The following is a 15,541-nucleotide window of genomic DNA, read 5'->3' as shown; positions in this document are numbered from 1 at the left end:
TATAGCTTTTGATTATTATTCTTAACAGACTGTACCATATCCTTCTAAAGCGCAATGTGCATTCCATATTTCGATGTGTATCGAATAGTACTCGGTTTATACTATATACAAAAGTACACCAGAATGTAGATGGGGAGGGTTATGGTATGGACATGACAAAACAGCTTGAACAGCTTGCCGCCTTTAAAAAGCTTCATTCCGATTTCTTTATTTTGCCTAATGCATGGGATGCTGCAAGCGCGAAAACTTTTGAGAAGTGCGGCTTCAAGGCCATTGGCACGACAAGTGCCGGCATTGCGGTTTCCCATGGGTATGCGGATCGGAATATGCCCTTTGATAGGATGTTGGATACGGTACGCAGGATTGTGCAAACCGTGGATATTCCGGTTACCGTGGACATGGAAGACGGGTATGGACAAACACCTGATGAAGTCGCAGAGTCGGTTAAGCTGGTGATCAAGGCGGGCGCAACGGGAATTAACATTGAAGACAGCAGAATGGACCGACAAGCGCCGCTGCTTGATATTCCGGTCCAGCAAAAAAAAATAGCCGTGATCCGAGGGCTGGGGAATGCCATGGGTTATCCTCTTTTTATCAATGCCCGGATCGATGCTTACTGGATCAAGTCTATGCCGCCTGCAGGGAGGCTTGAAGAGACGATCAAGCGGGCCCATGCCTACCAGGAAGCCGGGGCAGATTGTATTTTTGTCCCCGGAATCCAGGAAATCTCCGACATCCAAACACTGCGCCATGAAGTAAGCTGTCCGATCAATGTATTGGCCGGGCCGGGAATGCCTTCTGCAAATGAACTTAAAGCGCTAGGGATTCAGCGTATCAGCACCGGCTCAGGACCTTTTCGCGCCGCAATATCGCTTCTGCAACGCATGGGCCATGAAATTTTGGAGGAGGGAACTTTTGAGCACATGACTTCGAGAGTCCTGTCTTACGACGATTTATCGAATACTGAAACACCTTAATGGAAAAGTAGCCTTGGCAGCAAACAACGAAGCTAGCGTCTGCGCAGATCCTCATTCCCGCAACGCTATGGCTGCTGGTGAATCGGCAGAGTGATGGATTACAGTTAAAATGTATCCCTGAAGAGTGGGCTTGCCCCACTCCTTTTTTTATGGGCAGGGATTATAATCCATCGTGACAGTGAAAAGTTTGGATGGAAGGGGGAGTGAACGTCAGAAAGCGGGCTGCTTGCTTCCGATAAAATGTTAGCGCCTTCACAAAAAACCAAGCAAGAATACAACCGGGAGAACAGAAGCTGCGGTGCCTTATTATCGTGTGGCAGATGAATAATCTTGAGGAGGTATTTATGCTTACCATTACAAGAAAAGCAGTTAGTTTGTTGGTAGTGCTTGCCGTAATGATTACAGGATTCTCACCCCGAACTGCGGGTGCTGCAGAAATCGATAGCTATTCCATTTCTTCAATGGATATGATGGATGCCGCTGATCCGGCATCTTTGGCGCAGACCGCAGCTGCTCCGGCCACGATACAAAATTACCCGATGCCATCCATCTATACCGCATCCAGCGTGTTTTCGTTGAAAGCGAATAACGAAGCGATTCCTGTAATCAGTTATCTGGCTGATTATGATTATGCTCAATTTTCTTTTTCCGGGACGGTCCGTATCGAAGTTACCAACAATGTGCCGATCACATCATTCTCCATCAGTCCTCAGGCTAAAAATATCGAAGGCACGGTCAACGGGAACAAGCTAACCTTCTCGCTTTCATCCTCAACCTATGTCATCGTGAAACTCAATGACCAGAGGAAGAAGATTGTCATCGCAGCAGATCCCTTGGAGACGGATATTCCCCCGTCCACAGGTGCCGGGATTTATAATGTGACGCAGTCGCCATACCATGCGGATAACACGGGCACATCGCTGGCATCGGGTCCGATTCAGCAGGCGATCGATGACGCCCATGAAGCCGGCGGCGGCGTTGTATTCATTCCGGCAGGTGTTTATAAGAGCGGGAACCTGACATTAAAAAGCAATGTAACCTTTTACCTGGCCGGCGGCGCCGTCATTGTCGGCACGGGCAAGGGGGAAGACTACGTGATTGATTTTCGCAAGGATTCACGAAACGCGGATGGAACGTATTTTATTCGTACTGCCGTAGACTCCAGCAATATTACGATACGGGGACGGGGAACCATTGATGGAAAAGGCATTGCGATGCGAGAGCGAAAGATGCCGGCGCCGAATAAGAATGAAGGGTTCCTCAATAACCTGCTCGTTCCGATCGCAACATCCAATTTTACTTTTGACGGCTTAATATTGCGGGATGGCGGTTTCTGGTCGTTTATGGTGGTTCGTTCCGACAATGTGACCATAAACAACCTTAAGGGATTCCAGGATTTATACAAAATCGAGAATGACGTTATCGATATTAATGAAAGTCAGAACGTGCTTGTTCAACATTCGATTGCCATCTCGGATGATGACACGTATTCCACTAAAACCTGGCTGCAAACGGGGATGTCCAAAGACTGGCCGGGCGAGCTTGAACATTTGGAGAACGTGGTCTTTGATGACGCTTTTGCATGGACAAGATGCGCGGCTTTCAAGATTGGCATGGGTGTAGCCCAGCCGCAAATCGGCGTAACCATCCGAAATTCGTATGTGTATCAAAGCGCCAGAGCACTGCTTATTGATCATGGATACCAACTGAATACGCTCCCGGAGGAAGGTTACGCCCAAAATATTACGTTTGAGAATATCGATATCGAACGCGTCGGTATCAATCAATTCGGGAACTATTGGCTTGGAGTGTCCACCAGCACTTCCGGCGATGTAAGCAATGTTGTAGTCAAGAACATCCATGTTCGCGAGACCGGCACCCAGAAATCCAGAATTTCCGGGAATGCCACGAAAGGCGGAAGGGTTAACGGCGTCACGTTCACGGATGTTTATGTCGGAGGCAAGCTTGCAACAACCCTGGACGACTTGAATGTTACCGTCAATAACAATGTAAATGGTATCGTTTTTTCCAATTCAAAACCTCCGCTATTCAGCGACAATTTCGAAGACGGTAACACGGCGGGCTGGACGTCGATGTCCGGTGGCTGGACCGTCCCGACAGTCGGCACGAATCACGTGCTGTCCAGCGGGAACCAGACAACCACCTCTCTGATTACCGCTAACAGCGGGGGTTCATGGACGGATTACGTTTATGAAGCCAGATTGAGAATGCCCATCACCAATGCCAACGCGGGCTTGGCCTTCAGGGTGCAGAATGCAAACAATTATTATATGTATCGCATTCATTCATCGAATCAACAGCTGGAGTTGTACAAATCCGTGAATGGACAATTGACACTTGTAAACAGTACACCCTTCACGGCCATTGAGAAACAGTGGTATAAGGTTAAGGCGGTTATACAAGGGAACACGATTTCCTGTTACGTGGATGGAGAATTAAAGATGGAATGGACCAATCCTGTCACCGAATTGACGGCTGGGGGGATCGGATTCCGGACCACTTCAGCGGGCGTCCACTTTGACGATGCCGTGGTTAGTCTCCTCAATAAAGCGCCTGAGGAGATTGCCCTTTCACACAACAGTGTTGTTGAAAACACGACGGCGGGAGGTGTGGTCGGAACCTTTTCCACCAGCGACCCTGATGCGGAGGAAACATTTGCTTACATGCTGATAGCAGGGGCAGGGGATATGGACAACAACAGCTTCAGCATTTCGGACAATAAGTTGTTTCTAGCCGTAACGCCTGATTACGAAGCTAAGGATAACTACAGCATCCGGGTAAGGAGTACAGACTCAGGCGGGCTGTATGTTGAGAAGACCTTTACGATCCAAGTCACGGACGTGAATGAATCACCCGTGAATCCGGATCCTACGGTCATCCGATTCAGCGACGATTTCGAAGATGGAAATGCCGGAGGATGGACGTCTGCTTCAGGTTCCTGGGATGTAACAACGGACGGCACAAAAACCTTGATTCAGAATCAAGCTGCCACTGCAGTCATTGCTGCCGGCGATTCGTGGACGGATTATACGTACGAAGCCAAAGCGAAAATGCCCATCACCAATGCCAACGCAGGCATTCTCTTCAGGGTACAGGATGCGGGTAATTTCTATATGTTCCGAATCCATTCCGCAGTCCAAAAGCTGGAGTTGTACAAATCCGTGGACAACGTCATGACTCTTGTATCCAGTACTCCGTTTACAACTCAGGCGAACCAGTGGTATACGATGAAGGCTTCCATTGAAAGGAACACAATAAAAGGTTATGTGGATGGAGAATTAAAAGTGGAATGGACCAATCCCGAGACGGAATTGACAGCAGGAAAAATAGGATTTCGGACCACTTCGGCAGGCGTAGCTTTTGATGATGCTGTGGTACTGGCACCTGGTCCGATCTAACTAGAACGGCCCCCGTACCATGTCAATAAGAGCCGATCCACAGGTCGGTCAGCGTTAATGGGATCATACGAAGGAGCTGCCCCTAAAGCCATGAATGGCTGCTTTGGGACAGCTTCGTTTTTTTGCATTGTCGTACAGGGGATGCAGTGACATAATCAAAGAATAGAATGTAACGGAAGGCGTGAAAAGCTTGGAGTATCTCCGCAGGCAATCGTTCCGCAACAAACTCAAGATCGCTTTTCTGGCTGTCATCGTGCTTTCTGTCTTGATGACCGGAGGATTGTCTTATTATATCTCGGCTGCCACACTGGAAAAGAATGCGCTGAAGCTCACGCAGGACACGGTGGTCAGGTCCGCACAGATCGTGGATGAGAAGCTGAATAAACTGATGCTGATTATGATGACGTTTATGATCAGCCAGCCTTTCTACGACATGCTGAAAGATGCCGCCTCCGGGGATGCCAGCAGATATTATACGCATCTGAATGATCTTGATAACGTTTTCTCGCAGGCGCGGATCGCCGAGCCGCTTATCCAATCGATCTACGTATTTACGCCGATTGGCGAATTTTATCCTTCTTCCATGAACCGCAATCGGCTCACCGCATTCGAGGATACCGTTCTATATGAGCGCATCGAACAGGAGAAAAAGAACCTGTGGGTGGAAGGTCACGAGGATATGCTCTTCTCCGGGAAGGAACGCGTCATTTCGCTCATTCTGGAGCCGATCTTTGACACACCGGTCAGCGGTGTTTATATTGTCGTGAATATCCGGGAGGACGGCTTCCGCAAGCTCGTGCAGGGAAACACCGCGGAAGGAGCGTCCAGCTTCTTGCTTAACGATGATGGAGAGACGGTTTACCCCGTGAAGGAACAGCTGATCAGGCAGGCGGTGGAGACGGGAGATTTGAATGGCATGATGAACCGCTCGGAGGGAAGTCAGGCTTTTGATCTGGACGGCCAAACCTATCTGCTTAATTATGCCCGTCTCGGCATAGCGGATTGGACGATGACCACCATCCGTTCCCGGGCTGACGTGCTCCAGGACATGGTATTCGTCAAATGGCTGATCGCCGGGGTTACGCTGGCTGCTTTTACCGTGACCACGTTGATTTCGGGCGCATTTTCACGCTATTTGCTAAAGCCGCTGCAAGGGCTTCTGAAGGTGATGAAGCGGGTCGAGAACAACGATCTGACCGCCCGTTTTGAGAGTGGCAGCGGAGATGAACTGGCTCAAGTGGGATATCGGTTTAACCGGATGCTGGAACAGATTGTGGTGTTGATTGATGAGGTAACGGAAGCGCAGACGCATAAGCGAACGGCAGAGATCAAGGCGCTGTCAGCGCAGATGGACCCGCATTTTCTGTACAACACGCTCAACACCATCTACTGGAAATTGAAATTGAAGCAGATCGAACCGTCGCAGCAAATGGTCATGTCGCTCTCCCGCCTGTTCCAACTCGGGCTGAACAATGGACAGGAAATCACGATAATGTCGAAAGAGCTGGAACATGTGCGCCAGTATTTGGAACTGCAGTTAAGCTGCTATGAAGACTTATTCACTTATGAGATCCATGTACGCGAACCGGAGGTGTCATCGCTTTCGATTCCGCGAATCATTTTGCAGCCGCTGGTGGAGAACAGCATTTTGCACGGTTTTCGCGACCTGAAGAACGGCGGCCTAATCGAAATTGAAATTAGCGGGGATGAGAAATGCTGGACGATTACCGTACGTGATAACGGCAGGGGCATGGATGAGACCCAAGTGCGCGCACTCTTTTTGCTGGAGTCGAAGAAGGGATATGCGGTGTCCAATTTGATTCGGCGGCTCAGGCTCTATTATGGGGACGGTGCGGAGTTTCACGTAGACAGTGCCCCGGAACGCGGAACCGAAATACGGATTTCATTGCCCAAGAAAGGGGAGCATTTGGATGAGCAATCCTGAAGCGATCAGTCTTTGCATTATCGACGACATTAAAAGCGTTGTTGACGGGCTGACCGCGATGAACTGGGAAGAGCAGGGGATTCGGGTTGCAGGTGTATCGAGCAATGGGGAAGAGGGGCTTAAGCTGATCAACGGGTTGCGTCCGGATCTGGTTATTACCGATATCCGGATGCCGATCATGGACGGGTTGAGCATGCTGCGTTTGTTGCTGGAAGAGAACCCCAACTGCAAGGTCATTCTGATTAGTGGCTACGCCGACTTTGAATATGCGCAGCAGGCGGTGCAGCTGGGGGCGTTTGATTTTGTGGTGAAGCCCTTCACCGAAGAAGATATGATGTCGGCTGTTCTGCGAGCCAAAGCAGAGGTTATGGAAGAGAGGTCCAAACAGATAAGTTTGAGGGAAATGGAGAACAAGCTTCGCGAGAGCATGCCGGCGCTGCGGCAGGAATACTTTACGCTGCTCGTAAGCCACCGCACTTCATGGGAAGAGGCATCGGAACGATGGGAGTTTCTGAATATTGAGCTTGATCCGCACGGCTTCGTGGTGATGCTGATTGAAATTGATCGTTTTCGGGAGCAGGTTGCCGAGCAGTCCGTGAAAGAGATGGAGCTGATCCGGTTCTCGCTGTTGAATATTATGCAGGAGACGCTTGCCCATTATGCGCACAGCGTTCTTTTCCGTGCCCGTCATGATCAGTACCTGGCCATACTGAACGTTTCAGGACCGTCCAGTCCGATCGAAATTGCCGAGCAGTGCTGCCGGAATATTGAACGATTCACCAAGTTTACGGTCTCGATCGGGGTCGGCGGCAGAGTGGAGGAGATCAGCGGGCTCCCGGATTCCTATCGCCAGGCTCATCAAGCGCTCTCCCATCACCTGTTCACCGAAGGCAATGCTGCCATTATGCACGACGATATCCATCAGAGAGGAAGACAGGAGCCGCTGGCATTGGAGTACAAGGACGAGCTCCTGCTGGCCCTTCGTTCCGGCAATGCTGTCCGGACGGACGCGATTCTGTCCGAGATTTCGGAAGCGCTGCAGAAACGGATCTCCCGGCAAAATCCGGATTATCTCCTCAGCCTGTACGATGAGCTGGCCGCTTCAGCAATCCGCACGCTTTACGAAATGGTTCCATATTCGGAGATACAGCCGATGATTCAGAAATTCAGAACGGTACAAGGGACGGCGGGGCTGCCGCTGGCCTCTTTGCAGCGTCATCTGCATGCCTTGTGCACGAAGGGAGCCGAGCTGGTTCGCCGGAACAGCTTATCCGAAGGACAGAAGGTTATCTATAATGCCATAGGCTATATCAAGGGCCGCTTGTCCGAGGATATTACCGTTGGCGAATGTGCCGCGTATGTGCATCTCAGTGCCAGCTACTTTTCCAGCTTATTCAAGCAAGTGACAGGGATGACGGTCACGCAGTTTATCACCTCGGAACGCATTCAAAAAGCGAGACTGCTGCTGGTGGAGGGAGCGCAGGTGCAGGAGGTGGCTGCGGCGGTAGGGTATGAGGAGCGCAGATATTTCAGCGAGATGTTTAAGAAGATCACCGGCCAGACACCGTCGGATTTCAGGGCGGGCTATCACATGGACCGGCCGGAGGCATGAGGCAAGTGCTGCAGGAGACCATAGAATTCTATCCCTTGAGAGTGAATTTGCCTCACTCCTTTTCCGAGAACGGGATTCTATAATTAAAAACGAGCTCACAATACAAACGTTAATCAAAGGGGTAGAATGTATGCGAAAAAAATGGTTAAGTCTCGGCTTGAGCCTCATTCTGGCCGCCGGAATCGCAGGCTGCGGCGGGAGCGACAACAACAATGGCAATGGCGGTACGACGAATGGCAAGTCTGACGGAGGAACGGCAGCACCATCAACCGAGACGGGCCAACCCGTACAGCTTAAATACTGGACTGACGACCGTCATGACCAGGAGTATATCAAGGAATTAATCAACAAGTTCAATGAAACTAACGGCGATAACATCCAGGTGGAATTGACGGTCATGTCCGAGAATTACGCGCAAAGCGTCGACATTGCATTTTCCAGCAACCAGGCGCCGGATGTGCTGCGTCTAAAGAGCGCCAATACATCCGGATTTGTCAAAAAAGGGTATCTCGCGCCGATTGACGAGTATTTTACCGATGACTTGAAAGCGAAGTTCGGCAGCCTGCTGATCGACGATGTCAACCGTTTTGATGGCAAGGTGTACTCGCTCGCCAATACCGGCCTCACCATGCGCCTGGTCTACAACAAGGATCTCTTTGCCAAAGCGGGCATCGAGAATCCTCCGAAGTCGCTGCAGGAAATGGTGGAGGATGCCAAGAAAATTACAGAAGTCGGCAAGGCCGAGGGCATCTATGGTTTTGCGCTGAACTTCAAAAATCCGAAGCAAGCATTTGACCGTTCCGTCCGGGAGATTCTTTCTTTGAGCGGTCATCAGGGACTAGGCTTTGATCTGAAAACAGGCCAATTCGATTTTGAACCTTACTCGCAGGTCATTGAATATTTCAAGCAAATGCATAAAGACGGAAGCATTCTACCTGGAGCGGAAGCGCTGGACATCGACCCGCTGCGCGCACAATTCGCCGCAGGCAAAATCGGGATGTATCTATCCTTCTCGACGGAGCCAGGCGTGTACATGGACCAATTCCCGACCGAAATCAACTGGGGGGGCGCGTTGGCTCCAACGCTGGATGGTCAGATTAAGGGAACTTCCGAAATTGTGTCAGCCGGAACGTGGCTCGGCATCAGCGCCCAATCGGCCAATAAGGAAGCGGCTTGGAAGTTCATGCAGTATATGTACGGCGATGAGGTTCTGAAGACCTATCATGAAAAAGGCTTCGGTATTGCCATTGTGCCCAGCATTGTAGAACAGGCAAAAGATCCGGACATCAATGGCATGGAAGGCTTCCTGGTCGGGGAACACGACTCGCTCTGGCCTGCTTCGCCAAACGTTACTCCGGAGGGATCCACCTATGCGGATGCATTCTTCAAATATATGCTTAGCGATGAAGACCTGAAAGCGGTTACGGAGGATTTAAACACAAGATACAACGCCGCATTGTCCAAAGCGGTGGAGAAAGGCGAGGTCAAAGTAACGCCGAACCCTGCCTTTAATCCAACCAAACCGCAGGGAGAATAACAGGCAAGGATGGGGCTGCCGCACGCTTTTTTGGCGGATGCCCCTTTTCTTTCCCCGAAGGAGGAAGCAATCGTGAGTATTAAATGGAAACGGCTGGGGGAGAATGCTCTGTTTCTGTCCCCGAGCATCATTTTGACGGTGGCTCTGGGCATCTATCCCTTGTTATGGATGCTGCGTTATATGTTTTATGACTATGCGGGATATGGAGATGCGCTGTTCGTTGGTCTGGACAATTTCCGTCGCCTTATGCGCGATGCGCTGTTCTGGGAATCGGTTGGCAATACCTTTATCTATGCCGGAGGCAAGCTGCTGCTGACGCTGCCGTTGTCCCTCCTGCTGGCAGTCATCCTGAACGGCAAGCTGCGGGGCGGAAAACTGCTGCGCGGGATCTATTTTATGCCGACGATCATCAGCACTGCGGTTATATCCGTAGTGTTCTATACGATCTTTAATTCCTATAACGGGATGGTAAACACTGTACTGATGAAGCTTCATCTTGTCTCGCAGCCCATCGACTGGCTCGGCCCAAAGCATGCGATGCTTACGGTCATTCTTGTGGCGGTATGGGGCGCGGTTGGTAACTATATGCTGCTGTTTCTGGCTGGATTGCAGAGCATTCCGCAGGATTTGTACGAAAGTGCGGCCATGGACGGCGCGAATGCCGGAAGACGGTTCTGGAGCATCACGCTTCCGATGCTGGCTCCGGTTGCCCAATTGGTCATTATGCTCGCGATTATCGCATCCTTGAAAGGCTATGAGAGCATTATGCTCATCACGGAAGGCGGACCGATAGGCAAAACCGAGGTCATGTATCTCTATCTATACAAACTGTTGTTCCCGGTATCCACGGGTTCTCCAGTGGAGCAGCAGCTTGGATACGGCAGCGCGGTAGGCTTCGCAACCGCTGTTATTGTGGGTGCGATTACGGGCCTGTATTTCTTATTAAGCCGTAAAATGAACAAGCTTTATTAGAGTTTCTATAAAAAAGCCCACTTCACGTGGTTTGTGAACATGTATTATAAGCAACATTCGACGCCAATTTAGCGAAGGCCCTTACGATTTGACAACAACGCCGTAGATCGATTGATCATTAGGCGTGCAGGAGGCTCAGAAGATGAACGAACAGGTATTACCCGAACAGCCGGATGCGCGCGGCAAAATCACCGCCCGCCCGCCTTCCGGTCACACAGGCAGAATTGTGGGCCGTACGGTGATGTGGCTGTTCTTATTGATTACGGCGATACTGACATTATTTCCGCTGTTGATGACATTGTCCGGTTCGCTCAAGACCGGCGCCGAAATGATGACCGGCGGCAGCCTGCTGCCGGCCAAGCTGCAGTTCGTCAATTACGCCGAAGCCTGGAAGCAGGCTAATTTTGCCCGCTATACCTGGAACAGCGCTTTTGTCAGCATTATGGTTACCGCTGGCACCCTGCTGGTAGCTGCCATGGCGGCTTATGTGGTGGACCGTCGCCAATTTCGAGGCAAATCCCTGTATGTGACGACGCAGGCGTCGATGATGTTTATATCTGTCGGTGCTATCGTGCTGCGCCCGCAATTTGATTTGATGGTCGCGCTGAACCTGAATACCACGCTGTGGGGCGTGATCCTGATTCTGATCAGCGCCCATTCCAGCACATTTTTTATGCTGCTGGGTTTCTTCAAAGCGATTCCCCGAGAGCTTGACGAAGCGGCCATGGTGGACGGCTCCGGCTTTGTCCGAACCTTCTTCCGGATTATTCTCCCGCTCCTGACTCCAGGGCTTGGCGTGGCCGGGCTGTTTGCTTTCCGCCATGCCTGGAACGAATACATTCTGCCGCTGGTGTTCACGATGACGAATCCGCAGCTGCAGACGCTCACCGTCGGGCTGGCGAATCTCCGTTACGGTTCTTCCGCGGCCATGCAGATCCATTTGATGATGGCGGGAGCATGCCTGTCGATTTTGCCGATGCTTCTCGCTTATATTGTGGCGAACAAATCCTTTATTCAAGTGACGGCGGGTTCAGTCAAAGGTTAATTTCATAATTCCATATATAAGGAGTTTGATGCATATGAGCGATATTATAGTGGGACCTTTGTTTTCCAACCCGATCATGACCCGGCATTCCGCGAATCCGATTCTGACTCCGGGTGATGTGCCCTACGGTCCGGCGATGGTCTTTAATGCCGGAGTCACCAAATTTAAAGGCAAATATGTGATGGTTTTTCGCAATGACTACGGTGATGAACTTAAAGGGATTGTTGCCCCTCATCATACAACGAATCTTGGGCTGGCCTTCAGCGATGACGGCATAAAGTGGGATGTGCAGCCGGAACCGTGCTGGTTCTGGCATGATGAAGAGGTCATCCGCGTGTATGACCCGCGTCTAACGGTAATCGGCGAACAATGTTATATGTGCTTTGCGGTCGACACCAAGCACGGGCTCCGCGGCGGCATCGCCGTCACCGAAGATTTCAGATCCTTCGAGGTGCTAAGCCTATCGCTGCCGGATAACCGCAACATGGTATTGTTCCCGGAGCGGATCGGGGGCAAGTACGTCCGGCTGGAGCGTCCGATGCCTGTATACAGCCGGGGCGGGATAGACCGCTTCGACATGTGGATGAGCGACTCGCCTGACCTGAAATACTGGGGAAACTCCAAGCTGCTGCTGGCGGTTGAAGATGTAGCTTATGCCAATGACAAGGTAGGACCAGGCGCTCCCCCCGTCAAAACGGACAAAGGCTGGCTGACCCTGTTCCATGCCGTGGACATTGATCCCAGCAGAGGCAAGAACGGCTGGGAGGACAGCTGGAAGAAGCGTTATACGTCCGGGATTTTACTGCTGGATCTTGCCGATCCCAGCCGGATCATCGGCAGAGCCGAGACGCCGCTGCTTGCTCCGGAAGCCGATTATGAGACCGATGGGGGCTTCCGCAATCATGTTATTTTTCCTGGGGGCATGATTTTGGAAGATACCGGGGAGGTCAAAATCTACTACGGCGCTGCCGATACCGTAGAATGCCTGGCAACAGCGCATGTAAATGAATTGCTGCATCTTTGTCTGAAAGGCACAGTCCATACGTAATGATGACATGTTAAAGCTATACAGAATGGGGAGGTTTCTATGAAAGGACATATTACGTTGCCATCTGCCAGTATTCCAGTTGCCCGCGAGGTGGATGTGCTTGTCATCGGCGGAGGCGCTTCCGGCATCGCCGCGGCCATTGCCGCTGCGAAAGGTGGAGCGCAAACGATGCTGGTGGAGCAGCGAGGGTTCCTCGGCGGTATGGGTACGGTTGCGCTCGTTCCGGCTTTCTGTCCCTTTACGGATAAGCGGAAGCCGATTATCCGCGGTCTCGGCCTTCAATTGATGGAACGGATGAAGCAGGCATGCGATCCTCAGTACCGTGAGGAATATCAAGAAATGCTGGATTGGGTGCCAATCGATCCCGAAGTGCTGAAACGGGTTTATGACGATGCCATTCTGGAAAGCGGTGTGATGCCGCTGTATCACACCTTTGTTTATGATGTTGTCCGGTCAGAGGATCGCCGGAAGGTTGAAGGTGTCGTTATTGTTAACAAAACAGGACGTTCTTTCATCCCCTGCAGGTATATTATCGATTGCTCGGGAGATGGCGATATTGCCGCACTGGCGGGAGTTCCTTTTCAGAAGGGCGGGGAAGCGGGCGAACTTCAGCCCGGCAGCATGTGCTATCTGCTTGCGAATGTGGACCGTCCAACGTTCAGACGTTACCTGGAGGAGAGCGGGGATACGGGCCAACTGCACAAGACGGTGGAGCTGGCGATCGAGGACGGTGCGCTGCCGGAGGGCCGTAAGTCGATCTCCGGCCTTGCCTGGGTCAGCGACGATTTGGTAGGCGTCAACTTCGGCCATGTATTCGGCGTGGACGGCACCCGTGCCGAGGATTTGACGCGGGGGGCGATTGAAGGACGCCGCACAGCGGAACGCCAGTTGCAGTTTTTCCGCCGCTATGTGCCCGGCTTTGAGCGCGCCCATATGGTAGCGAGCGGTGAGCAGCTCGGCATCCGGGAGACGCGGCGGATTGAAGGAGACTATATCCTGACGGTCGATGACTTCCTTGCTGCGCGTTCCTTCCCGGACGACATTGCCCGCAACGCATACTACATCGATATTCATCTCGCCAACAGCAAAAGCGAGATGACCTTTAACCATCTGCCGCCCGGGGTTTCACACGGCGTACCGTACCGGATCATGCTGCCGGTTGGCATCGACAATCTTTGGGTTGCCGGACGCTGCGTATCCTCGGACCGAGCAGTGCAAGGCTCCCTTCGGGTGATGCCGAACTGCTTCTCCATGGGCCAGGCCTCGGGAACGGCAGCGGCATTGGCGCTGCGGGACGGCACCGGTTCTCGCGGCATTTCCGTAACCGAGCTTCAGCAGCGGCTGCTGGAGCAGGATGTATGGCTGGGAGAAGATTTCATTCCGGCTGAGAAGCAGAAGGAAGGGGGTGCACCGTGAGGCAGCTTCCATTAACGGATGAGTGGTTTCACGGTGCCGTGTCGCTCGAGCACCGGGAGGATGGTATCAAGCCATGGCGGATTCCTTACATGGATTACGAGCTGTACCCGCCTGCGGGAATCGATGGCAAAGCCGAGATATGTGCCGGTGTTCGCCTGCGGCTGCGGACGGACTCCACCGAGGTGGCAGTTTCTTTTGCACCGCTTTCGGACGCCGCCGCCATGGATTGCATGGCAGACGGGGAATTATGCCAGACGCTCAGCCTGCCCGTTGGAGCCACAGAAGCCTTGTTCAGCGGACTTAAGGACGGAATCAAGGATTTGGAGATTTGGCTCCCTCAAAATATAGGAATAACCGTCTCCGGCCTACGGATTGATGCCCATGCCGTCGGAGTCACACTGCAGGATACCCGTCCCCGCTGGATTACGTACGGGAGCTCCATTACCCAGTGCGTCGGGGCTTCCAGCCCCTCCCGCGCTTGGCCTGCCATTGCCGCCGAAGCCTGCGGCTTCAGCTTGACCAATCTCGGCTTCTCCGGCAACTGCCACATGGAACCTATGATCGGGCGTCTGATTCGCGACTTGCCGGCCGATTTTATCTCGATATGTGTTGGCGTGAACATCTATGGCGGGGGCACCATAAGCCCTCGCATGTTCAAGCCGCTGCTGATTGGCCTGCTGGCGACGATACGCGACAAACACAGGGATACCCCGCTGCTTGTCATTTCTCCGATTTATGGCACCGTCCGCGAAAGGCAGCTCAACTCGCTGGGCTTCACCCTGCCCGTCATGCGCGAATTCATCCGCGAGACCGTGGAGCTGCTAAGGGATCGGGGCGATCGCCAGTTATACTATCAGGATGGCTTGAAGTGGTTCGGTCCGGAGGATGAAGCCTTTCTGACGGATGGTCTGCACCCTGGAGCCGAGGGATATGAGCTGCTAGGGCAGCGTTTCCGCAATCTTCATGAATTTGCGTTACGGGCTGTACATCGAAACGCGGAGTGACGGGTTTCTATAAAATTTGGGATTACCAATGGGAATCATGGCGGATCATTTTTGGACTTTGTTTTGATTGGACGAAAAGAACTTGAGGACCTTAAAGCCGCATCCTATGCGGCTTTTTTGGTATGAAGTATATAAATTCTTCACTGCACTGATTAAAAGATTAACTACTGTCAGGTGCCTTTACAACTTATTTAGCAACGGACGCACCTTTATGGAATATATGATTTATTTAAGGTTGATGAATTGGTATGCTAAACTATTTTTTCGACTGTAATATGAACTATTATACGCGTAAATTAGCGACTTCATATAGCAGCTATTAAATACTCCTAGATACCAGATAGAAAAAATGAATTTATAGTCTGGGGAGAGCTGTCGGATTTTAACCATTGGATAATTATAACATTGACATCTTTAGGTTTTTCCAAAATAATAGAATGTAATTGAATACTGGTACCTTTAATTCAGTCCAGAGAGGCTGGCAAGGGCAGCGGATTTTTTATAATCACGCGAGGATCAGTGTGTATTCCGTCAAGGGATGCTCTGCGTCTTCGCGCGGGTTATGA

Annotated in this window: 10 protein-coding genes; all 10 read left to right on the top strand. The window is 51.6% G+C overall.

From position 1 onward, the window contains the following. Positions 1–146: 146 nt before the first annotated feature. Entirely contained in the window at positions 147–977 is an 831-nt protein-coding gene (locus tag MKY82_RS17835) for an isocitrate lyase/phosphoenolpyruvate mutase family protein (RefSeq protein ID WP_339294001.1), read from the top strand. 344 nt (positions 978–1,321) lie between these two features. Beyond that, positions 1,322–4,396 carry a family 16 glycoside hydrolase gene (locus MKY82_RS17830; RefSeq protein ID WP_339294000.1) on the top strand — a complete coding sequence of 1,025 codons (3,075 nt, stop codon included), beginning with the start codon at positions 1,322–1,324 and terminating at the stop codon, positions 4,394–4,396. Between the two features lie 190 nt (positions 4,397–4,586). Beyond that, entirely contained in the window at positions 4,587–6,341 is a 1,755-nt protein-coding gene (locus MKY82_RS17825; protein WP_220687398.1) for a sensor histidine kinase, read from the top strand. Continuing rightward, the gene (locus MKY82_RS17820) at positions 6,328–7,953 is read left to right on the top strand and encodes a response regulator (RefSeq protein ID WP_339293999.1); all 1,626 of its coding nucleotides are present in this window, start codon (positions 6,328–6,330) and stop codon (positions 7,951–7,953) included. The genes MKY82_RS17825 and MKY82_RS17820 overlap by 14 nt, the downstream gene beginning before the upstream one ends. Before the next feature lie 130 nt (positions 7,954–8,083). Beyond that, entirely contained in the window at positions 8,084–9,490 is a 1,407-nt protein-coding gene (locus MKY82_RS17815) for a sugar ABC transporter substrate-binding protein (RefSeq protein WP_339293998.1), read from the top strand. Between the two features lie 72 nt (positions 9,491–9,562). After that, positions 9,563–10,462 carry a sugar ABC transporter permease gene (locus tag MKY82_RS17810; protein WP_220685060.1) on the top strand — a complete coding sequence of 300 codons (900 nt, stop codon included), beginning with the start codon at positions 9,563–9,565 and terminating at the stop codon, positions 10,460–10,462. Positions 10,463–10,604: 142 nt separating this feature from the next. Then, complete coding sequence (locus tag MKY82_RS17805; RefSeq protein ID WP_220685061.1) at positions 10,605–11,507, top strand: carbohydrate ABC transporter permease; 903 nt, start codon at positions 10,605–10,607, stop codon at positions 11,505–11,507. 34 nt (positions 11,508–11,541) lie between these two features. Next, positions 11,542–12,555 carry a glycoside hydrolase family 130 protein gene (locus MKY82_RS17800; protein WP_339293997.1) on the top strand — a complete coding sequence of 338 codons (1,014 nt, stop codon included), beginning with the start codon at positions 11,542–11,544 and terminating at the stop codon, positions 12,553–12,555. A 39-nt stretch (positions 12,556–12,594) separates the two neighbouring features. Next, positions 12,595–13,971, top strand: a complete 1,377-nt coding sequence (locus MKY82_RS17795) for an FAD-dependent oxidoreductase (RefSeq protein WP_339293996.1) — start codon at positions 12,595–12,597, stop codon at positions 13,969–13,971. Then, positions 13,968–14,975 carry an SGNH/GDSL hydrolase family protein gene (locus MKY82_RS17790; RefSeq protein WP_339293995.1) on the top strand — a complete coding sequence of 336 codons (1,008 nt, stop codon included), beginning with the start codon at positions 13,968–13,970 and terminating at the stop codon, positions 14,973–14,975. Before MKY82_RS17795 ends, MKY82_RS17790 begins: the two co-directional genes overlap by 4 nt. Positions 14,976–15,541 lie beyond the last annotated feature (566 nt).

Source organism: Paenibacillus sp. FSL W7-1279 (assembly GCF_037969845.1).
In the GTDB taxonomy this organism is placed as follows: domain Bacteria; phylum Bacillota; class Bacilli; order Paenibacillales; family Paenibacillaceae; genus Paenibacillus_AQ.
The sequence above is the reverse complement of the archived record's forward strand: the minus strand, read 5'-3'. Positions and strand labels throughout refer to the sequence as shown.